The sequence below is a fragment of the Candidatus Enterococcus testudinis genome, from assembly GCF_002140915.1.
Taxonomy (GTDB): Bacteria; Bacillota; Bacilli; order Lactobacillales; family Enterococcaceae; genus Enterococcus_D; species Enterococcus_D testudinis.
The window spans coordinates 2,214,179-2,234,279 of record NZ_NGKU01000001.1; the positions used below are offsets into that span (position 1 = coordinate 2,214,179).

Genomic DNA, 20,101 nt, shown 5'->3' on the forward strand with positions numbered 1-20,101 from the left:
GGTATTACCGGTATTTATGATGCTTTTTGCCGAATCAATAAATATAAAAAATATGGAGCCCCGACAAGAGAGATAATGATGCCCGCAGGTATTTCACCATTGGCTAATAATAGACGGCCGATCGTATCACTGACCAGCACCAAAATACTCCCTACCATACCCGATAAGACGAACGCCGTACGCGACTCTTTGCCCACGATACCTTTGGCGATATGGGGAGCCAATAATCCAACAAATGCCAAATTACCGGTAAAACCGACCGTACTTGCAGCCAAACCAACCGCCAATAAAAGAAACCAGGTACGTAATCGGGTAAGAGATACCCCTAAACTAATTGCTTGCTCTTCGCCAAAGCCCAGTAAATTCAGCAATGGTACTGTCCAAAATAAAGCTGCAGCAAGGAGGAGGACCCAAGGCAACAAACTGATAATCTGGTTCCACGATGTCCCCCAGATTGCACCTGATAGCCAAGAAGTCACAAAGCTATAACGATCCTTTGATAATTGGACAGTCAGCAGCAGTGTGCCAGCAGCCAATCCTGCGTTGACAGCGATTCCTGCGAGCAGGACCCGTTCCATCGAGAGCAGTTGGTGGTGTTTATACGCGATAACATACACCAGAAAAGCCGCCGCCAAACCGCCAATGACACCCACCAACGGCAGCAGATACGACCCTTGCGCATAAAAGCCGAGATAAACGATCACAAATAAACCCGCGCCATTGTTGATGCCCAAAATACTGGCATCCGCCAATTCATTTCTCGTCACACCTTGCAACGCAAAACCGGAAAAGCCAAAAGCCACGCCGGCAATCAGCGCCAAACATGCCCGCGGCAAGCGAAAAGACACCAACGTGAGGATTTGACTGTTGGTTGCAGTCCCTTTGATCATATCCAGCAAGATACTAAAGGAAAGAACTGTTTTGCCAACCATGACACTCGCCATGAATGCCGCAAGCATTAAGAGGAAAAAGAAGATCATTTTTTTCTTCACAGCTGTTCCCTCCTAATCTTGACCAATAGGAAAGGCACACCGATCAATGCCAAAATCACACCAAAAGGCGTTTCGAAAGGTGGATTGATCAGACGGCCAACCAAGTCGGCAGCCATCACGAGCGTACCGCCACCAATGATCGTCAAAGGCAGAATCAATTGATAGTTTTTCCCTATCAAGCCCCGCGTCACATGGGGCACCATCAAACCAATAAAACTGACCGGTCCTACCAATGACACAGCCATCCCGGCTAACACCACGACCAGCAGCAATGCAACGCCTCTGATACCATGGGGATGTTTACCGAGGGCAATTACCGTGTCATCGCCTAACGACAGGAGGTTCAGTGATTTGCCCATACCCAAGGTCAATATAATCGCCAACACATAAATCGGTGCGACAAAGCGCAATTGTGCCCAGGTCACATTGGCTACTCCGCCAATGAACCAAAACACCAAATCTTGATTTAGATCAAATTGCAAAGATAACGTTTGGCTGATTGCCGAAAAAAAAGAACTCAACGCTACCCCAGCTAAAATTAGGCCCGTCGGCGACATCCCTACACGGGCATATTTCGTAAGCAAAAACAAACATACCGTAGCAACAAAGGCACCTAAGAAAGAAAACAGCGCCGCTTGACTTGGTTGAATCGTTGGAAACAAAATAAACGCAATCGCTAAACCTACCGCTGCCCCGCTATTGACCCCTAAAAGCCCGCCATCTGCCAGCGGATTTTTGGTGATCCCTTGCATGATAGCCCCTGTGACTGCAAAACAACTGCCTACAAGAAAAGAAGCCAGCACTCGCGGCAAACGAATATTCCGCAAGACTTGATGCAACTGGTTTTGATAATCAAAATCAACACATGCATCTTTGATTGTTTGTAAAGGGATATCTGCAGCCCCTTGAGTGAGGGAGAAAAAAAAGATAATCACAAACAGAAAACAAGCAAACAGCAAAAACCACGTAAAGCGCTTCATGACTCCGCCCCCAATTCATAGGTCAAAATCAAAGGTTTGCGACTATTTGGAAATGTCGTCAGTGTCGCTTCGATATCAAATAGTTCTTTGAGCCATTGTGTCGTCAAAACGTCTTCCGGGGTACCGCATGTCAATAGCGCCCCCGCCTTTAAGGCATAAATGTAATCAGCAAATCGCGATGCATGATTCAAATCATGGATCGACATGATGATGGTTTTTCCATATTGTTGATTGATCTGCTGCAGCAGCAACAAAATCTCTAATTGATGGGCTGGATCCAAAAAAGTCGTTGGTTCATCCAAAATCACAATATCCGTATCCTGTGCCAAAGCCATCGCAATCCATACCCGCTGCTTTTGGCCACCGGACAATGTCGCGATATTTTCCGCCGCCAACGCCTCTAGGCCCGTTGCTTGCAATGCCCAGTCAATCGCTTCGAGGTCTTTTTTTGATAACCCACTCAGACCTTTCTGATAAGGAAAACGGCCATAAGATACGATTTCACGGATCGTCAACCCAATGGAAGAATCACTGATTTGCGATAAGAGCGCGATTTGTCCCGCCACTTCTTTGGTTTTGATTTGATGCAACTGTTTTTCATCTAAAAAGACGTCTCCAGATAAAGGCGTCAATACCCGCGCCAAGGCCTTCAGCAACGTCGATTTGCCACTGCCGTTGGGCCCAATCAGACCAATGATTTTTCCTTCTGGTATGTCGATTGTTAGATGTTGCACAATTTTTTGTTTTTGATAGCCGACCGTCAAGTCAACTGTTCTTAATTTCGCCATATTGTCCCTCAATCATAAATACTGATAATGATTATCAATTATGAATGTTTTTCTTCATTTCGTCAATAGCGCCAAAACAATTGATTTTTAAGATTGACAAACCCGCATATCTTCGTAATAATAACCTTAAACATTGAGAATCATTCTCATTTATCAAAATGATCGCTCAATCGATAACAAAGGAGGACAAACATGAAACAATTATTCAAGAAAAAAGGCTTGGCAGCCTCTCTTTCTTTGCTTTCCCTACTGGTATTGGGGGCTTGTTCCAGCAACTCAGATACCACTGATAGCACAGCTGCCACGGATACTTCAAGTACAGCCGTAGAAACAACAGTACAAGATGCCGTAGGAAATGAAGTCACGATTCCTGCCAATCCCCAACGCATCATCGCCAGCTATTTGGAAGATTATTTGGTCGCCTTAGATGTGACGCCAGTTGCACAATGGACTGTCGGCAACGACAGCGATCAAGCCTATTTGCAAGACAAATTGGCAGATGTCCCTAGAATCAACTACGATCTACCTTATGAAGATGTACTAAGCTACGAACCAGATCTGCTATTAATGGATAGCAATTCAATGGTCGAAGGGGACAAATATGACCAATATAGCAAAATCGCCCCTACTTATGTCGTGACCAACGGCGAAGATGTCACTTGGCGGGATCGCTTAAACGATATTGCCAAAGTATTGCACAAAGAAGAACAAGCCGAACAAGTAGAAACAGATTATGATGACTTGGTTGCTTCCACCAAAGAAACCTATGCCGACAAAATCGAAGGCAAATCAGTGGCGGTTTTATGGGTCGTGAATAATTCGGCCTTTATGGTGGCAGAAACGAAATCAAGCGGTCAATTATTATACCAAGAACTCGGGTTCTCTGTCCCTAGCCTAGTCGCTGAAATCAGCGAAACGGCGACTGCTGACTGGTCCGCTGTTTCATTGGAAAAACTTGCAGAATTAGATGCGGATTATCTGATTTTGGTCAACAGTGATGAAGGAGCCGATTTCTTCAACGATCAAGTATGGCAAAACCTCAAAGCAGTCAAAGATGGCAATCTATGGGAATTTGGACCAGAATCAAGCTGGTTATACAATGGTCCAATCGCCTACACCAAAATGATTGAAGATATTCAAAGCAAACTAAAATAGATCAGACTCACCTTTCGTCAAGTAGTTTTACTTAACAAAATTCACAAAAATGCTGGCTTTCCCTTCCAAATCATGCTATTATATTTTAGTCTGAGAGATTTCTTAGAGGATTCTTGAATGGTGAGGGGGGAAAATCATGCGCGTAAACATCACATTAGAATGCACTTCTTGTAAAGAACGCAACTACTTATCTAACAAAAACAAACGTAACAATCCTGATCGTTTGGAAAAGAACAAATATTGCCCACGTGAAAGAAAAGTTACTTTACACCGCGAAACAAAATAAACAACCTGAAAAGTTCGTCAAGGCTGATAACCAAAGCCATGGCGAACTTTTTTGTACTTCGCTTCATTTTTAAAGGGGTTAATTTGCCCGTCGATTCTTCCTGTTCGCTTTACAAGCAGAACGCTTGTTCGTATAATTGGATGAGAGGTGATAAAAATGGGTGGTTTTAATTATGAAAAAGAGCCGAAAAGAGACATCTTGTTTATTGATGTCAAAAGCTTCTATGCCTCTGTCGAATGTGTTTCTTTGGGATTAGATCCTTTGAAAACCATGCTAGTAGTCATGTCTCACTCAGATAATACGGGCAATGGGTTGGTTTTAGCAGCTTCGCCCATGGCAAAAAAAGTCTTAGGTATCACGAACGTTACCCGCAATGACAATATGCCTGTACACCCGGATTTGATCAAAGTACCGCCAAGAATGAGCTTTTATATCAAAGAAAATACCAAAGTCAACAATGTCTTTCGTAAATATGTAGCCGAAGAAGATTTACTGTTGTATTCCATTGATGAATCCATGATGGACATCACCCACAGTATGGATCTTTTTTTCCCTGATCCGACCTTTTCACGGACAAAGAAACGCTGGGAATTTGCACGGATGATCCAACAAGATATTTATCAAATGACGAACCTCTATGTGACTATAGGGATCGGAGATAATCCTTTGCTGGCAAAATTGGCATTAGACAATGAATCCAAACACAATCAGCATCTTATTTCAGAATGGACGTATCAAGATGTCCCGCAGAAAGTTTGGCGTATTGCTCCTATGACTGAATTTTGGGGTATCGGCCATCGAACAGAAAAAAGATTGCGTTTAATGGGCATCGAAACGATCGAACAGCTGGCACAAGCAAGCCCTGATTTTTTGCGCAGCCGCATGGGGATTATTGGCGAACAGCTCTATCATCACGCCAACGGCATCGATCGCACGATTTTGTCCGAACCTGCACCCCATGTTCTGGAAAAAAGCTATGGCAACAGTCAAGTATTGAATCGAAATTACTACTTGCAAGAAGAAATCGAGATCGTGATCAAAGAAATGGCCGAACAAGTCGCTGCCCGAATTCGCCGCCATCATTGCCAAACAGCTTGTATCCATGTCTCGATCGGCGTGGCTTTTGGCGAAACAGCCAATGGTTTTTCACGGCAAATGAAAATTCCGCCGACTGATAATTCCCGTAAATTGGTGGCACATTGTTTATTTTTGTTCCGCAAATATTATAACGGCCAAGTCACACGGCACGTGGGAATCACCTATTCCAAACTCTTGTACACTGAAAATATTCAGTTAGACCTATTCGAAAACGCGGAAGAACAACTGCAACAGCGTAAATTGGACTTGATCATCGATAAAATCCGCGAAAAATACGGTTTTACAGCCATTGTTCATGCCAACAGTCATTTAGAAGGCGCTAGAGCGATTGCCCGCAGCAAACTGGTCGGTGGGCACGCTGGCGGAATGGACGGTATTGCGAATGTTGGTCCAGAGAAACAGGTCTTATGATACATTGACGATCAAAAAGTTAAAACAACTTATCTATTGTTACTTTTTTTTTAAGATTTTGGAAAAAAAAGGCAAATTTTTCCTTTCACTACCTACTCTAGGTTATCTTATTATGTAAGGGGTGTGAGCAGATGAAAATAGACAAAATAGAATACAAACGCGTAATCAATAATGCAGGCCATCTTGAATACGATTTGCTGCAATTTCTAGAAAAAAATCGTGACAGCGCTGCTGCACAAGAATTAAAGCAATCTGAGATTGATTACTTGTTGTCTGAGGATATTCAGCATCGTATTATTCAAAAAGCCCGTAAAAGTCTTTTTGGCGATTCGATCATCATCAAAGATTCCGCAGTTGAAGATTATCTTTTGTTAAAGAAGTACACAGACATCTTCCAATTATCATTATAAAAAAACGCAGAACTTTGAGTTCTGCGTTTTTTGGTGCTTATTCAGAAAAATGTTCCCCGTATACGTCTTCAACCGTTTGACTCGGATCGATCACGATATACAAGCTCTTCGTTTTTTCACTGATTTTCGTTGATTGGTAAACATTGTCCAATCCTTCAGTGTCTTTGTCTTTATATGGGAAGTAAATCAAATCAGGTGTGCCATTACGATAAAGAATTTCCATTCTTTCAATATCTTCATATTTTAATGCGCGGGCGAACATACCTAATTCTAGACCGCCCAAGTTGATATCATGTGTTGCTACATGATCGCCTTCTTGGAAAATTTCGATTTTGAAACCAGCACAAGGATGAATCTCAACGAACTCACTACCGTGGATCCGACCGAAACTAGTTGTGATTTGTTTGATCCACAAGTCACCAATATAACGACGTTCGATCGTCCATGTTTCTCCATTACGGAAATAGAATTTTAAAGCTTTCATATCTCTAGCCATGACAAAACGCTCCTTTTCATTAGTATTACCTTTTAATTCTAACACATTGTAGAAATAGTACACAAATTAACTTTGCTTTTTGCTGACTTTTTTTATTTTAGCCGTCTAAAGCACACATTCCCGTCATCAATCATTCCTTCGATTGCGCTAATAACGCTTTTGCATAGGCCAATAGTCCATCACGCTGATTGCTGATTTCTCCTGTAACAACCGATGCTTCCAATTGCTGCAGCACTTCTTTCAGCCACGGACCTGAAGGACGATCAATTGCTTCTAGTAAATCACGGCCATTGATAGCCAAATCTTGTAACTGGTGGATCGGCAATGCTTGATAACGTGCTGCAACCACTGAGAATCGATCCTCTTGCCCAATAAAAGGCAAGACGCTTTCGACGAGATGAATCGTAGGCAACCCTGCTTGATACAATGCCCTATCCGTCCAATCGCCAGCTTTACGCATCTGCAACGCCTGATAGCCCGCTTGCACTTGGCGAATACAGGCATTTGAACACTTCCAATCCTTTAAGAAAGGACGCACTGCAGTAGTAGATAGGTGCAGTTGATCAATCAGCAATAACCAAGCTGCCTCTTCTTTATCCAATGGTAATGCAGGCAGATCAGCCATCCGCAGCAAGGCTTCACCATACGGGCGCAAACCTGGACAATACTGATAGCATTCTGTTGCTACAAAAGCTCTTAACGCTTGATTTCGATGCGTGCCCAATAACATCTTAACGAACTCGATCATCACTCTTTCCACAGATATCTTCGCCAACAATGGATGATTTTCTTGGATTGCTAAAAAAGTCCGTTCCTCTAGTTCAAAACCTAACTGACTAACAAAACGCAAGCCGCGCATCATCCGCAATGCATCCTCGTGAAAACGCTCTTGCGGATTGCCGACTGCCCGCAGCACTTGATTCTTTAAGTCCGCCAATCCGTCAAATAAGTCAATGACCTGACCATCTTTTTGCAGTGCCAATGCATTGATTGTGAAATCACGTCTTTTCAAATCTTCTTGTAAAGACCGAACAAAGTCGACTTTGTCTGGTCGGCGGAAATCTTGATAGGTGGCCTCTGTTCGAAAAGTGGTGATTTCATATTGACCTTGTTCCCACAAGACAAGAACCGTCCCATGTTCGATCCCAATATCGATCGTGCGGGGAAACAACGCTTTGACTTCTGCTGGGAAAGCACTCGTCGCAATATCGACATCATGGATTGGTTGATTCAAAATCGTATCTCGAACACTCCCACCAACAAAGTATGCTTCAAAACCCGCTTCTTCGATTTTTCGCAACAGAGGCGCTGCCTGAGTAAAGGCTTCTGGTAAATTATTCAGCTTCATGTACTTGACCATCTTTTCTTTCAAAGCGATACTTGTCCCGCTGATTGAACTTTTGCATGTTTTCCTGAAACACTTCGGTCAAATCAATATGTAAAGAATTGGCCATGATCATCGTTACAAAGAGAACATCGCCCAATTCTTCCGCCACGGTTTTTTCTGCTTCATTTTGTTTTTTGCTTTTTTCACCATAATAATGGTTGACTTCTCTTGCAAGTTCGCCAACTTCTTCTGTGAGACGAGCCATTTGCGCCAACGGGCTAAAATAGCCTGCTTTGAATTGTTGGATAAAGGCGTCAACTTCTGCTTGCATCGACGATAAGGATTGTTTGTCTGTCATTTTCTTCACCCTTTCCCTGTTATCTTACCAAAAGTTTTTGCCTCTGCCTAGATACCCGCCTTTAGTCCTTTATTGTACAATCCCGCAATTCGTGCTACATTGATACTTGTGAATTTATAAAAAACGGAGGGTTACAATATGCGTACTTTATTTTCGTGGCGAACTGTTCGTGATATTGTCTTGATTTTAGTAGGCACCAGTATTTATGCCTTTGGACTTGTATTCTTGAATATCCCAAACGACTTAGCTGAAGGTGGTGTGACCGGGATCACCTTGATCATGCGGGCCTTATGGGGGATTAATCCAGCCATTAGTACACTGATATTAAATATCCCTATCATCTTGATTGGCGGCAAGATTTTAGGTCGACGCTCACTGATCTATACAATCTTAGGAACCTTTGGCTTGTCCTTTTGGTTGGCCTTTTGGCAAACGATTCCCTTGGTCATCGATTTGGAACATGATCTACTGATTGTCGCCTTGCTTGCCGGATTAGTGGCCGGTATCGGCAGCGGGATCGTATACAAGGTTGGCGGAACCACTGGCGGTGTCGATGTCTTGGCACGGATTTTAGAAAAAAACTTTGGTATCACGATAGGACGCTCGCTACTCATTTTCGACGTATTCGTTCTGCTGCTTTCTTTATCTTACATTGATTTGAAGCGCATGATGTATACTTTGATTTTCTCTTATGTCTTTTCTCGTGTGATCGATTCGATTCTAGATGGTGGTTATTCAGCTAAAGGCATCTTGGTCATCAGCAACCATACCGAGGAAATGGCACCCGTATTAATGGATGAACTGGAACGTGGCGTGACCTTTTTACACGGCGAAGGCGCATACTCTCGTGTAGACAAACACATCATCTACATGGTCGTCAGCGGACGAGAAATCTCCGAAGTCAAACGAATCGTCCATGATTTTGATGCACAAGCATTCGTATCTGTGATCAATGTCCATGAAGTCGAAGGTGAAGGATTTACTTATTTGCGGCCAAAATCCCGATTTTTACAACGGAAAACTGCTGCACCAAAAGTTAAATAAAAAAGAGTGAAGAATCAAATCGATGATTCTTCACTCTTTTTTTACTATCAATGACTACCTTCTTTTTGCTGCAGCAAAAAGCGATTTACTTCGTCAGATAATGCCAGGAAAGCATCCCGATCGCCATCTTCAAGTGCCATATCAATTTGCCGATACAAGGTATCGATCTTGGTCTGCATTTCTTCTTCTGAAAGGAAACGTTGAACATTTTCGGTCATTTCTTGATCCAGGTGGTCATTCCAGCGATCATGCGGATTGTCTTCTAAAACAGCAAGATAAAAAGTATGGGTCCATGCATCAGGAAATAGACATTCTAAATATAATGGCTTCTTCCAATTCATTCGGATCTCGTGAAAAATCTGATCGATATCAAAAAATGTCTGACCGGCAATCGTCAGAACAAACGGCTCACCGCCAATCTCCGTACTGCGGACACTCAATCCGCGATCCGTCAATGCAGCCCCTTCAACAAAATGAACATTGTTCAAGATTGCCTCATGATTTGCTAAATAGTTCAAGACCCAAGATACTTCGCGACGGCTAAAGGACACGGTCGAAACAAGCCAATTCAGAAACTTTTTCTTTTCTTGTACATTGATGTTCATTTCCCTCACCTATCTTTCCAGAAGGTCCTCCAATATGGATTGGACTTCTAAATCACTGGGTTCGTGTGCCAAATAATGCTGCAATATATGTTTTGCTTCATGCAAACGTCCTTCTTCTCTTAAGAAGAGTCCGTATTCCTTCATAAAGGCTGGTTCGTGATGCAATGCTTCATTGGCTTCTTCGTAGTACTTGGCAGCCAAATCAAAATCTTCCATTGCGTTATACGCTTGCGCCAAATTCCACAGTGCATGTGGCTGTTCATTGTCTTCCATTTTTTCAATGGCCAACACAGCTTCTTGCCAACGTTCTTCATTCAAATATAGATTGCTGAGGGTCAAAAGGGTCTCATCTTCCTTTTCGCCTGTTTCCAACGCTTTTAACAAGTACCCTTCGGCAGCATCGCTATCGTGCAGTCGATAGGCATTTTCAGAGGCAAAGTGATAGAAATCAACTTGATAAGGATCTTCATTGATCCCCTCTTCAATCACCCGTTGCGCTTCTTCCAGCTGCTCTTCTTCTTGCAATGCTTCTGCCAAATAAAGATAGACGGCACGGTACTGAGGATTCATCACCCGCAATTGCTGCAAATAACGAATCGCCTGTTCATTTTCTTTCAACTGCAGATAGACCAATGCCGTTTGGAACAATCGTTCATCAGTTTGATTTTCCGCCAAACTCGCTTCAAAATAATCCACCGCTTCTTCAAAACGTCCCGCCATACTTAATGAAGTGCCCATCCGTTCTACAACCGAAATACCTGATACATCATTGATGTCTTGCGCCAACAGACCTTGATAAAGATCCACAGCTTCTTGATAGCGATCGGTTGTCATGGCCAACTCCGCCAAAGCGAAACGAATCAGCGGTTCGTCAGGCAGCAAAGCTTGGGCTTCTTTCAGCTTGGCTTCACTGACTTCGGGGATACCAATCATTTGATAAAGATCCGCACTCAACAGCAATGATTGCACATAGGCCTCACTAGTTGCCGGGATTTGATCCAGATAAGTAAAGGCCGTTTCGATATCATCATTTTCCATGGCGATTTCTGCCAATGGCAATAATAGCGACTCATTATCAGGGTATCTTTGTTGTAACGTTTGGTACAATGTTTTTGCCTCTTCTAAAAAGCCGATCTCAAGTAGTTCTCCACCTAGCGCATCTAAGGTTTCGTCATCGTCTTTTTGCAAAGCTTCCGTAAAATTCAATTGTGCTTCCGCTAAGTCTTCAGCAGCCAAAGCTTTTAACATTTTTTCGCTATATGTATCCATTTAATTCCCTCTAATCTGCTTGATTAATTGCTCATAAGACATCAGTGTCTTGACTAAGTCTTCTTCATTGACAGCGACTCTGCCCCCTATTGTACCAACTTTTGACAAAAATAACAGGTTTTTTTCTTTTTTCTGCAAGTCCAATACATTGGCCAAATAGTCGCTGATCGAAAAACTTTCCGGTAATGCGACAGGGTACCCCAAATGGTAAAGCCATTGCCCAAACTGATCAAGATCGACAGTTAGTTGTTGCTGTTGCACCGTCCAAATAAAATGAAACAAAAAACCATAAAACATTTTCATCGTATCAGATAACAAATGACCATTGTCAGTTGTATAAAAAGCGTCTGTAAACAACTGCCCAAATTCTTCTAACTGATTCCCTTGCTGCTGATAAAGCTGAATGACTTTGTCGGTATAGGCTGCAAATGATTGTTTCATCATCACCGAACGATTTGGATAACGACGATACAGCTCCTTTATAAAGTCGGCATCGCCGACTACGCCACAACGGATCAAGAGTAAAAAATCAACGATTTTGCCCTCTTGCTGTTTATCAGCAATCGTCTGATCATAGATGACATATCTTGGCGTATTGGGATTTCCTAACATCGGAATATCTGGTTTTCTGACCACGATTGCCTGGTCTTTGACACTTTTGGCTAGCCCCCGCAATGAAACAGGGATCAACCACAACTGGGTATTCAAAATAGCTGTTGCATGAATAAAACTGCTCAATGCCATGATGCCTTCATTGCCAAAGCCGACGATCAATAGTTGACTTTGTTTTGGGAAGTTTCCCAAGAAATCCATTCCCCGCGTGAATTCAGTAAAATTATTGCAATATACTTGGTTGGTACAGATATACCAGCTGACCGTTTTGGGCAAAAATAAACGGGTCAGCTTTTCATAAAAACGATCATAATAGCGTTGATTGGTAAAAATGATCACTTGCTCCGCAGCTATCTCCTGTGCCCGTAAAACAGAGGCCAATGTTTCTCCATATAAAATCGCTGTTTCTTGTTGATCACGCGTAAATAGAAACTCCATTGATTGGCCTCCTTTCTTTTGTACCTATTATACCAAGAAGGCGCTTAATCACCTACTAAATCGCAAACAAGCCGATGGCGCTCATTCAAGTGTACGCAAAAAGTGCCTTATATCTGATAAACAGTATAAGACACTTTGGATTGATGCTTTAGACAAGCAGTGAATATAAAGATTGGTTGTTCTGCAGATTGATATATTGCGCATCAAATGCGGCGATCCGCGTCAATAATGCGTCCAGATCGGACTTGCGCTTCAACAAGATGCCCAGCATGACCGGGCCTGTCCCGCGATTGATTTTTTTGGTATATTCAAAGCGTGTGATATCGTCATCTGGTCCCAATACATGGCTGACAAATTCTTTGAGGGCGCCAGGACGCTGTGGGAAATTGACAATAAAATAATGCTTCAACCCTTGATAAATCAATGATTTCTCTTCAATCTCAGCCATTCTGGCACTATCATTGTTGCCACCGCTAATGATACAAACAACGGTTTTCCCTTTGATCTGCTCTTTGATCAACTCAAGGGCAGCTACGCTGAGTGCACCAGCTGGTTCAGCAACGATGGCTTGCTTTGTATACAATTCAAGGATTGTTTGGCAAATTGCCCCTTCTTCAACTGCCACCAATTGATCGACGTATTGTCTGGCATGCTGATATGTGAGATTGCCTACTTTTTTGACTGCCGCTCCATCGACGAACTTTTCGATTGTTGGTAATGCCACCGGTGCCCCTGCATCAAAAGCAGCTTGCATGGAAGCTGCACCCACCGGTTCAGCGCCAATTATTTGTATGTTGGGTTGCTTCCCCTTCAAATAGGCAGCGGTGCCGCTGATCAAACCGCCACCACCGATAGCTGCTACGACCATGTCGATTTCATACTGCTCCTGGGCTGCATCTGCCAATAATTCGACAGCCAACGTTCCTTGTCCTGCAATGATCGCTGGATCATCGAAAGGGGCAATGAAGGCCATTTGATTGTCAGCAGCAAAACGCTGTGCTGCTTCAGCTGCCGCATCGAAAGTATCTCCAACCAACTCGATTTTGACAAACGCACCGCCAAAAAATTTTACTTGGTTGATTTTTTGCTGGGGTGTCGTTGTCGGCATATAAATCACCGCCGACAATTGCCTTTCTTGACAGGTATAGGCGACCCCTTGCGCATGATTACCAGCGCTGGCACAGACGACTCCTCGGGCAACCTTTTCCTGATTCGCAGCAATGGCGTAATAGGCCCCTCGCAACTTGAAAGAGCGGACTTTTTGCAAGTCCTCTCGCTTCAGAAGAATCGTAGCTTGATATTTTTCAGACAAAAAACGATCATATTGTAATGGTGTATGACTGACGACTGGCGCCAATTCTTGATAGGCTTTTTCTACATCACTGACAGTAACAAACAAATTATTCCACCTCTAGTCTTTTGAAACGAATGGCATCATTTTTCTTAATTCGCTGCCCACTTTCTCAATTTGATGGTTGCCATTTTCTTCCCGCATTTTGTGGAATTCTGGGAAGCCATTTTGATTGTCAGCGATAAATCCTTTCGCGAATTGACCATTTTGGATATCGGTCAAAACAGCTTTCATGTTGGCTTTGGCTTGCTCCGTGATGACACGAGCGCCAGATACATAATCCCCATACTCAGCAGTATTCGAGATAGAGTGACGCATTTTTTTGAAGCCTCCTTCGTAAATCAAATCAACGATCAGTTTCATTTCATGACACACTTCAAAGTAGGCCAATTCTGGTTGATACCCAGCTTCTACTAACGTTTCAAATCCGGCTTCGATCATACTTGTCAAGCCACCGCATAAGACCGCTTGTTCACCAAATAGATCGGTCTCTGTTTCTTCTTTGAAGGTCGTTTCCAATACACCGACCCGGGTTGCACCGATTCCTTTGGCATAAGATAAAGCTGTATCTTGGGCTTGACCACTGGCATCTTGATAAACTGCGAATAAGGCTGGTACCGCAAACCCTTCAGTAAATGTCCGTCGTACTAGATGACCTGGACCTTTAGGTGCAACTAAGAAAACATCGACGTCTTTTGGTGGTGTGATGACATCAAAGTGGATATTGAAGCCATGGGCAAAGGCTAATGCGTTGCCGGCAGAAAGATTCGGTTCGATTTCATTTTTGTACAAATCCCCTTGGATTTCGTCTGGTGCTAAGATCATCACCACATCTGCTTTTTGAACAGCTTCAGAAACAGGGTAAACAGCAAAGCCATCATTTTTCGCCGCATCGGCTGATTTTCCTTCTCGGATTCCGATAAACACTTCATGTCCGGTATCACGTAAATTTTGTGCATGGGCGTGACCTTGTGATCCGTACCCGATGATTGCGATTTTTTTGTCTCCTAGATTATCTGCGACTTCCTCGTTGTAATATACTTTTACCATAGCTGTTTCCCTCCGAATTCTTTCTTTATTAAAGCAATAAATTTGCATTTAACCTCTTGTAAAGCCAGTCACACCCGTTCGTGCCAGCTGTTTGATGCCGTATGGTCGTAACACATCGATACATGCTTCGACTTTCTTCGTATCGCCTGCCACTTGAACCACGATGGTTTTCAGTGCCACATCTACGATATGCGCACGAAATGGATCGATCACGGCTTGGATCTCCGAACGGGTCGTTGTTGGTGCATTGACTTTGATCAAGACCAACTCCCGTTCAATATGAGGTTCTTCAGTGATATCCGATACCTTCAGGACATCAATCTGTTTGTTCAATTGCTTGATGACTTGTTCTGTTTCTGCCAATTGATCCACATGGACGACAATCGTCATACGGGAAAAATCTGGTTGTTCGGTGACACCGACTGAAATACTTTCAATATTGACTTGCCGACGGTTCAAGACGCTAGTAATGCGGCTGAGTACACCTGCTTCATTATGGACGATTGCGGCCAACATACGTTTCATGGTCAAACCCCCATCATTTCATGATTTGCTTTACCTGGCGGGATCATCGGCAATACATGCTCCGATGTAGACACCATCACTTCAATCAACTGCGGTCCTGTTTGTGCAAACGCAGCTGCTAAATCTGCCGAAAGCGTATCGTTGGTTGTAATGCGTGTACCGGATATGCCGTAGGCTTCAGCCAATTTGATAAAATCGGGTTGCTGACTGAACACAGAAGCAGAACGCCGCTCGCCGTGAAAAGTTTCTTGCCATTGACGAACCATACCTAACGATTGATTGTTCAGCAAAACGAATTTGACATTCAAGCCATACTCATTCAGAATGGCAAATTCCTGATTGGTCATTTGAAAGCCGCCATCTCCTACGAAAACCACGATCATTTTATCAGGATGGGCGAATTGAGCACCGATGCCTGCAGGAATGCCATAGCCCATGGTCCCTAATCCGCCACTGGTGATCAGTTGCTTTGGAAACTGGAATGGATAGTATTGCGCGACCCACATCTGATGTTGGCCCACATCTGTCACGACATAGGCTTCTCCTTTGGTGATCCGCCCCACTTCTTCAATCACTCTTTGCGGTTTGATTTCCTCAGTTTGCCCGCGATCATAACGATACGGTTTGTCAGCTTTGCGACTTTGACAAGTCGCAACCCATTCTGCCCATTGATTGGCATGAGGTTTGTAACGAAGCATTTGCAGCAGTGCTGCTTTGGCATCGCCGACGATAGGAATCTTTGTTTCAACGATTTTGCCGATTTCTACAGGATCGATATCGATATGGGCCACGATTGCTTGTTTGCCAAACTGACTGCCCGCAGTAGCCAAGCGATCATCAAAGCGTGAACCAATGTTGATGATCAAGTCGGCTTCTGACAAAGCCATATTCGCCGCGTAAGTCCCATGCATGCCTCCCATACCTAGAAACAAAGGATGGGCGACAGACAGTAATCCTAATCCTAACAACGTAGTGACAGTCGGTATTTGATATTTGCCAATAAAACTTTGCAGTTCTGCGGCGGCTTCCGCTGCAATCACGCCAGCTCCGGCTAATACTACCGGTCGTTTGGCTTTGCCAAGCACCTGCATCAATTTCTCGATTTGCAGCATCGATGGATCAATGGTAGGTTGATAGCTTTTGCGTTGCACAGGTAATGGGTAACGGGCTGCTGTTTCTTGCAAAGTAATGTCTTTTGGTAAATCGATCACCACAGGTCCTTTGCGTCCGGTATCAGCAATATGGAACGCTTCGGCGATCACTTTAGGCAAGTCATCGACGCAACGTACTTGATAGTTGTGTTTTGTGATCGGCAATGTGATGCCCAGAATGTCGGCTTCTTGAAATGCGTCTTTGCCGATGCCGGCAGTAGCAACTTGTCCTGTGATCACGACTAATGGCACGGAATCACTCATAGCATCAGCGATCCCTGTCACGACATTGGTGGCACCGGGACCACTTGTCACCAAGACGACCCCCACCTTGCCTGTTGCTTTCGCATAGCCCTCAGCTGCATGGATCGCGCCTTGTTCATGACGTGTCAAAATATTCGGAATAGCTGCATCATATAGCTGATCATATAGTGGCAATACGGCACCGCCAGGGTAGCCAAAGATCATTTCTACGCCCTGGTCTTGCAGACTATCGACTAAGACTTTGGCACCTGTCCTCAAATGATTGGGTTGATATTCGATATTTTCCATTGCTATTCCTCCTCTGGCACGCGCATCACGCCGCCGGTATTTGCTGATGTAACAAGGGCTGTATAACGCGCCAACCAGCCGGTTTTGACTTTGGAACGAAATTTTGGTCTGACAAGCGCTCGTTGTTGCATTTCTTCATCGGATACGGCTAAATGAATGGTTCTTTGTACCAAGTCGATCACGATTTCATCCCCATCTTCAACTAAACCGAGCGGTCCGCCTGCTGCGGCTTCTGGTGAGATATGTCCGACTGCGATGCCTCGTGTGGCACCAGAGAAACGACCGTCTGTGATCAGTGCGACATCTTTGCCCAATCCTCGTCCAACGATACTTGATGTAGGAGCCAGCATTTCTGGCATCCCTGGACCGCCTTTGGGCCCTTCATAACGAATCACCACTACATGTCCTTTTTGAACTGTATGATCGTCGATAGCGGCCACGGCTTCATCATGGGTGTCAAAACAAATGGCTTTGCCTTTAAAGACTTGGATACTCGGATCAACGCCCCCCACTTTGATGACACTGCCTTCAGGAGCGATGTTGCCGTACAGAATCGATAAGCCGCCTACTGGACTATAGGGATTTTCTTTCGGATGGATCACCTCTTCATTATGGATGACGGCATCTGCAACATTTTCCCTCAATGTCTTGCCTGTGACCGTGATACGATCTGGATGAATTGCTCCTTCGATATCGACCAATTGACGAATGATTGCGGACACCCCGCCAGCTTCATGAACATCATGCATCGAGTACGCCGATGAAGGTGCGATTTTGGACAAGTACGGTACCCGTTCGGCAATTTCATTGACTCGTTTTAAGTCATAATCGATTTCTGCTTCACTGGCAATAGCCAATGTATGGAGTACAGTATTGGTAGAGCCTCCCATGGCCATGTCTAAGGCAAAGGCATCGTCGATGGCTTCTTTCGTGACGATGTCACGGGGCTTGACTTGTTGTTTGACCAGATCCATCAGATGAAAGGCTGCTTGACGAACCAATTCTCTTCTTTCTTGGGATACGGCTAAAATCGTGCCGTTTCCGGGTAAAGCCAATCCCAAGACTTCCAACAAGCAGTTCATTGAATTGGCAGTAAACATGCCAGCACAAGATCCACAAGTCGGACACGCGTTTTGTTCCATAAACTCAAAATCAGCTTTCGACATTTGTCCCTCTTTGTAAGCACCGACTGCTTCAAACATCGACGACAATGTCGTTTGATGCCCTCTCGGATCGATGCCCGCTTTCATGGGACCACCGGAACAAAAGATTGCCGGCACATTGGTACGCATCGCAGCCAAAATCATTCCTGGTGTAATCTTGTCGCAATTAGGAATATAGAACACCCCGTCGAACCAATGGGCATTGATCACTGTTTCCGCAGAATCAGCAATCAATTCGCGGCTAGGCAATGAATAGCGCATGCCAATGTGTCCCATTGCAATCCCATCATCGACACCAATCGTATTGAATTCAAATGGAATACCACCGGCTTCCCGAATCGCTTCTTTGGCGACATCCGCCAGTTCCCTTAAGTGGACATGCCCCGGTACGATATCGATATACGAGTTGCAAATTGCTATGAAAGGCTTATTCATATCGTGGATATTCTTTACTTGTCCTGTAGCATACAGCAAACTTCTCGCTGGTGCTGCATCGATTCCTTTTTTGATCTGATCACTTCTCACCTATACCATCTCCTGCAACTTTGTATAAAAAAAAGCATCCCGGTTATAAAAACTGGGATGCTTTGTCAGAATCCCATTTTACTTACGCAAATAGGACTAAAACAAACGGATAAATTTTGCTTCCGTGTTCTAAGTCCTGGTCTCAATAATAATGACTAATAAATATTGATTGTAATTGCGCATGGAAAATGGCTCCTTCTTGTAAAAAAATATATGTTGTTCTTGTAATTGTTTATCAATATACCCCTTAAAAAATTGCTTGTCAACAAATTTTCAGAATTATTTTTCAATGATTACACTTTGGCAGAGTTATTTTACGCAAGAAATGTCATTTAAGAAGCATCAATTTTATCATGTAAATCCTTTAATAAAAGGAATATTTAGATTAGAATAAACACTGAGTTTGTTTTTGAAAGTTATTTTATAATAACAAGAAAACAAAACGATTAATTTGAATTTTCTGACTATTATTTGCAGATTTCTTTCCTGTGCCCGATTCTCAGAATCAAGATAGTGATTTCTTTTTTAGAAATATCTGCCAAGATTCGATAATTTCCGACCCTGTACCGCCAGAGTCCACGCTTATCTGCTGTTACCCCTTTTCCGTGTTGATAGGGATCCTCACTACCGACAAGATTTTTTTCTTCCTCTGAAACGCTAAAAGTGATTGTAGCCATATTCTCCCTTCGTATGTAATAACTATGTCTTACGAAAAGCGTAACACATTTATATGACAAAAAAGAGATTATCTCACTTCACCTATTTTAATCACTACATTTATTTTAACTATCCATACGCTTGTTCCGTAGCATACCTTGACGTAATAAGCGATCATATGGACAAGCAGAAACCTTGCGCATAAAAAAAACCGTTAGAGCCCTAGGGCCCCAACGGGTTTTTTAGACGAAATTATTTCACTGCGTCTTTTAATTAAATCATTTTCCTACTACTATATACTGGTGCTTTTTCGCATCGAACAAGGCAATCTTAGCATCTCTTTCTATTAAAAATATTTGACTGGTATGGACTAGTAAGAAGTTTTTGCCCCTTTATTGCCCCTTTGTCCCTTATATTTTAAAACTTTACAAAACAATTTAACGTTCATATAATTCTTATAAGGAGTGATCACATGCCAAAAGAAATACCAATGGGCCATCAACGCTCTTACGCATTTGAAAAATACTACTATGAGTTAGTCACTCACCCTAGTCCTGTACATTTCCACTATCATCAATTTGTGAAAGCCATGGAATCTGCTGGCAAGCCTTATTTTAACATTCCGGCAGAGTGGACGACACTAGGTGAACCAATTGATGCTGTGTTTATGCTAAAAGATAGTGAATATCTATTTGACCACTTTAGAACGCAGGCGAAGAAAGTTTTGAGAAAGTACGATCCAGAGTTAGAATACTTTCCTGATGGAAAAATAAAATAACCACACCCTTAAGGAAGTGGCTATAAAGTGTTTTAAGAATGAAAAAGATAATTCTCAGGTTAATTAGAATAGTATTCTTG

At 43.3% G+C, this 20,101-nt stretch carries 21 protein-coding genes; 6 read left to right on the plus strand and 15 right to left on the minus strand.

The features are described 5' to 3' along the window. Positions 1-14: 14 nt before the first annotated feature. From A5886_RS10595 to A5886_RS10605, 3 genes are read right to left on the minus strand one after another with little or no spacing between them, the layout of a single operon-like run. Entirely contained in the window at positions 15-980 is a 966-nt protein-coding gene (locus A5886_RS10595) for a FecCD family ABC transporter permease (protein ID WP_373404604.1), read from the minus strand. 8 nt (positions 981-988) lie between these two features. Continuing rightward, complete coding sequence (locus A5886_RS10600) at positions 989-1,972, minus strand: FecCD family ABC transporter permease (protein ID WP_086275111.1); 984 nt, start codon at positions 1,970-1,972, stop codon at positions 989-991. Beyond that, entirely contained in the window at positions 1,969-2,760 is a 792-nt protein-coding gene (locus tag A5886_RS10605; RefSeq protein WP_086275112.1) for an ABC transporter ATP-binding protein, read from the minus strand. The genes A5886_RS10600 and A5886_RS10605 overlap by 4 nt, the downstream gene beginning before the upstream one ends. Before the next feature lie 192 nt (positions 2,761-2,952). On the opposite strand from A5886_RS10605, the gene A5886_RS10610 reads away from it, so the two are divergent. From A5886_RS10610 to A5886_RS10625, 4 genes are all read left to right on the plus strand, one after another. Continuing rightward, a complete protein-coding gene (locus tag A5886_RS10610; RefSeq protein WP_086275113.1) occupies positions 2,953-3,915 on the plus strand; it encodes an ABC transporter substrate-binding protein in 963 nt (320 codons plus the stop codon). Between the two features lie 136 nt (positions 3,916-4,051). Continuing rightward, positions 4,052-4,201 carry a 50S ribosomal protein L33 gene (rpmG, locus tag A5886_RS10615; protein WP_086275114.1) on the plus strand — a complete coding sequence of 50 codons (150 nt, stop codon included), beginning with the start codon at positions 4,052-4,054 and terminating at the stop codon, positions 4,199-4,201. Positions 4,202-4,357: 156 nt separating this feature from the next. Beyond that, positions 4,358-5,710: a Y-family DNA polymerase gene (locus A5886_RS10620; RefSeq protein ID WP_086275115.1), complete on the plus strand. Its 1,353-nt coding sequence runs from the start codon at positions 4,358-4,360 to the stop codon at positions 5,708-5,710. A 131-nt stretch (positions 5,711-5,841) separates the two neighbouring features. After that, positions 5,842-6,120 (plus strand): hypothetical protein, encoded by a 279-nt coding sequence (locus A5886_RS10625; RefSeq protein WP_086275116.1) that lies wholly within the window; start codon positions 5,842-5,844, stop codon positions 6,118-6,120. A 37-nt stretch (positions 6,121-6,157) separates the two neighbouring features. Here A5886_RS10625 and A5886_RS10630 read toward each other — a convergent pair whose 3' ends face one another. The 3 genes from A5886_RS10630 to A5886_RS10640 all read right to left on the minus strand — a co-directional run bounded on the left by A5886_RS10630 (position 6,158) and on the right by A5886_RS10640 (position 8,301). Continuing rightward, positions 6,158-6,616 carry a hypothetical protein gene (locus A5886_RS10630; protein ID WP_086275117.1) on the minus strand — a complete coding sequence of 153 codons (459 nt, stop codon included), beginning with the start codon at positions 6,614-6,616 and terminating at the stop codon, positions 6,158-6,160. A 130-nt stretch (positions 6,617-6,746) separates the two neighbouring features. Further along, a complete protein-coding gene (locus tag A5886_RS10635; protein ID WP_086275118.1) occupies positions 6,747-7,964 on the minus strand; it encodes a CCA tRNA nucleotidyltransferase in 1,218 nt (405 codons plus the stop codon). Beyond that, positions 7,951-8,301, minus strand: a complete 351-nt coding sequence (locus A5886_RS10640) for a nucleotide pyrophosphohydrolase (protein WP_086275119.1) — start codon at positions 8,299-8,301, stop codon at positions 7,951-7,953. The genes A5886_RS10635 and A5886_RS10640 overlap by 14 nt, the downstream gene beginning before the upstream one ends. 138 nt (positions 8,302-8,439) lie before the next feature. Here A5886_RS10640 and A5886_RS10645 point away from each other — a divergent pair, with 138 nt between their 5' ends. Continuing rightward, the gene (locus A5886_RS10645; RefSeq protein ID WP_086275120.1) at positions 8,440-9,345 is read left to right on the plus strand and encodes a YitT family protein; all 906 of its coding nucleotides are present in this window, start codon (positions 8,440-8,442) and stop codon (positions 9,343-9,345) included. Positions 9,346-9,392: 47 nt separating this feature from the next. On the opposite strand, the gene A5886_RS10650 is transcribed toward A5886_RS10645, so the two are convergent. From A5886_RS10650 to A5886_RS10690, 9 genes are all read right to left on the minus strand, one after another. Next, positions 9,393-9,950, minus strand: coding sequence for a YpiB family protein (locus A5886_RS10650; protein WP_086275121.1), 558 nt, complete (start codon positions 9,948-9,950; stop codon positions 9,393-9,395). Positions 9,951-9,959: 9 nt separating this feature from the next. Continuing rightward, the gene (locus A5886_RS10655) at positions 9,960-11,219 is read right to left on the minus strand and encodes a tetratricopeptide repeat protein (RefSeq protein WP_086275122.1); all 1,260 of its coding nucleotides are present in this window, start codon (positions 11,217-11,219) and stop codon (positions 9,960-9,962) included. Continuing rightward, positions 11,220-12,269 (minus strand): hypothetical protein, encoded by a 1,050-nt coding sequence (locus tag A5886_RS10660; protein ID WP_086275123.1) that lies wholly within the window; start codon positions 12,267-12,269, stop codon positions 11,220-11,222. 148 nt (positions 12,270-12,417) lie between these two features. Further along, on the minus strand, positions 12,418-13,668 hold the full coding sequence (ilvA, locus tag A5886_RS10665; RefSeq protein ID WP_086275124.1) for a threonine ammonia-lyase IlvA: 1,251 nt from the start codon (positions 13,666-13,668) through the stop codon (positions 12,418-12,420). A 12-nt stretch (positions 13,669-13,680) separates the two neighbouring features. Next, positions 13,681-14,670 carry a ketol-acid reductoisomerase gene (ilvC, locus tag A5886_RS10670; protein ID WP_086275125.1) on the minus strand — a complete coding sequence of 330 codons (990 nt, stop codon included), beginning with the start codon at positions 14,668-14,670 and terminating at the stop codon, positions 13,681-13,683. Positions 14,671-14,718: 48 nt separating this feature from the next. Next, positions 14,719-15,195 carry an acetolactate synthase small subunit gene (ilvN, locus tag A5886_RS10675; protein ID WP_086275126.1) on the minus strand — a complete coding sequence of 159 codons (477 nt, stop codon included), beginning with the start codon at positions 15,193-15,195 and terminating at the stop codon, positions 14,719-14,721. A 2-nt stretch (positions 15,196-15,197) separates the two neighbouring features. After that, positions 15,198-16,898, minus strand: coding sequence for a biosynthetic-type acetolactate synthase large subunit (ilvB, locus tag A5886_RS10680; RefSeq protein ID WP_086275127.1), 1,701 nt, complete (start codon positions 16,896-16,898; stop codon positions 15,198-15,200). 2 nt (positions 16,899-16,900) lie between these two features. Continuing rightward, on the minus strand, positions 16,901-18,586 hold the full coding sequence (gene ilvD, locus A5886_RS10685) for a dihydroxy-acid dehydratase (protein ID WP_086275128.1): 1,686 nt from the start codon (positions 18,584-18,586) through the stop codon (positions 16,901-16,903). A gap of 467 nt (positions 18,587-19,053) precedes the next feature. Then, a complete protein-coding gene (locus A5886_RS10690; RefSeq protein WP_086275129.1) occupies positions 19,054-19,263 on the minus strand; it encodes a type II toxin-antitoxin system RelE family toxin in 210 nt (69 codons plus the stop codon). A 452-nt stretch (positions 19,264-19,715) separates the two neighbouring features. Between A5886_RS10690 and A5886_RS10695 the strand changes: the two genes are divergently transcribed. Beyond that, positions 19,716-20,021: a DUF5960 family protein gene (locus A5886_RS10695; protein ID WP_086275130.1), complete on the plus strand. Its 306-nt coding sequence runs from the start codon at positions 19,716-19,718 to the stop codon at positions 20,019-20,021. Positions 20,022-20,101: the final 80 nt, after the last annotated feature.

Excerpts from the sequence above, each read along its gene's own strand:
- A5886_RS10595 (WP_373404604.1), bottom strand. The coding sequence starts at position 980 with ATGATCTTCTTTTTCCTCTTAATGCTTGCGGCATTCATGGCGAGTGTC.
- A5886_RS10600 (WP_086275111.1), bottom strand. The coding sequence starts at position 1,972 with ATGAAGCGCTTTACGTGGTTTTTGCTGTTTGCTTGTTTTCTGTTTGTG.
- A5886_RS10605 (WP_086275112.1), bottom strand. The coding sequence starts at position 2,760 with ATGGCGAAATTAAGAACAGTTGACTTGACGGTCGGCTATCAAAAACAA.
- A5886_RS10610 (WP_086275113.1), top strand. The coding sequence starts at position 2,953 with ATGAAACAATTATTCAAGAAAAAAGGCTTGGCAGCCTCTCTTTCTTTG.
- rpmG (WP_086275114.1), top strand. The coding sequence starts at position 4,052 with ATGCGCGTAAACATCACATTAGAATGCACTTCTTGTAAAGAACGCAAC.
- A5886_RS10620 (WP_086275115.1), top strand. The coding sequence starts at position 4,358 with ATGGGTGGTTTTAATTATGAAAAAGAGCCGAAAAGAGACATCTTGTTT.
- A5886_RS10625 (WP_086275116.1), top strand. The coding sequence starts at position 5,842 with ATGAAAATAGACAAAATAGAATACAAACGCGTAATCAATAATGCAGGC.
- A5886_RS10630 (WP_086275117.1), bottom strand. The coding sequence starts at position 6,616 with ATGGCTAGAGATATGAAAGCTTTAAAATTCTATTTCCGTAATGGAGAA.
- A5886_RS10635 (WP_086275118.1), bottom strand. The coding sequence starts at position 7,964 with ATGAAGCTGAATAATTTACCAGAAGCCTTTACTCAGGCAGCGCCTCTG.
- A5886_RS10640 (WP_086275119.1), bottom strand. The coding sequence starts at position 8,301 with ATGACAGACAAACAATCCTTATCGTCGATGCAAGCAGAAGTTGACGCC.
- A5886_RS10645 (WP_086275120.1), top strand. The coding sequence starts at position 8,440 with ATGCGTACTTTATTTTCGTGGCGAACTGTTCGTGATATTGTCTTGATT.
- A5886_RS10650 (WP_086275121.1), bottom strand. The coding sequence starts at position 9,950 with ATGAACATCAATGTACAAGAAAAGAAAAAGTTTCTGAATTGGCTTGTT.
- A5886_RS10655 (WP_086275122.1), bottom strand. The coding sequence starts at position 11,219 with ATGGATACATATAGCGAAAAAATGTTAAAAGCTTTGGCTGCTGAAGAC.
- A5886_RS10660 (WP_086275123.1), bottom strand. The coding sequence starts at position 12,269 with ATGGAGTTTCTATTTACGCGTGATCAACAAGAAACAGCGATTTTATAT.
- ilvC (WP_086275125.1), bottom strand. The coding sequence starts at position 14,670 with ATGGTAAAAGTATATTACAACGAGGAAGTCGCAGATAATCTAGGAGAC.
- ilvN (WP_086275126.1), bottom strand. The coding sequence starts at position 15,195 with ATGAAACGTATGTTGGCCGCAATCGTCCATAATGAAGCAGGTGTACTC.
- ilvB (WP_086275127.1), bottom strand. The coding sequence starts at position 16,898 with ATGGAAAATATCGAATATCAACCCAATCATTTGAGGACAGGTGCCAAA.
- A5886_RS10690 (WP_086275129.1), bottom strand. The coding sequence starts at position 19,263 with ATGGCTACAATCACTTTTAGCGTTTCAGAGGAAGAAAAAAATCTTGTC.
- A5886_RS10695 (WP_086275130.1), top strand. The coding sequence starts at position 19,716 with ATGCCAAAAGAAATACCAATGGGCCATCAACGCTCTTACGCATTTGAA.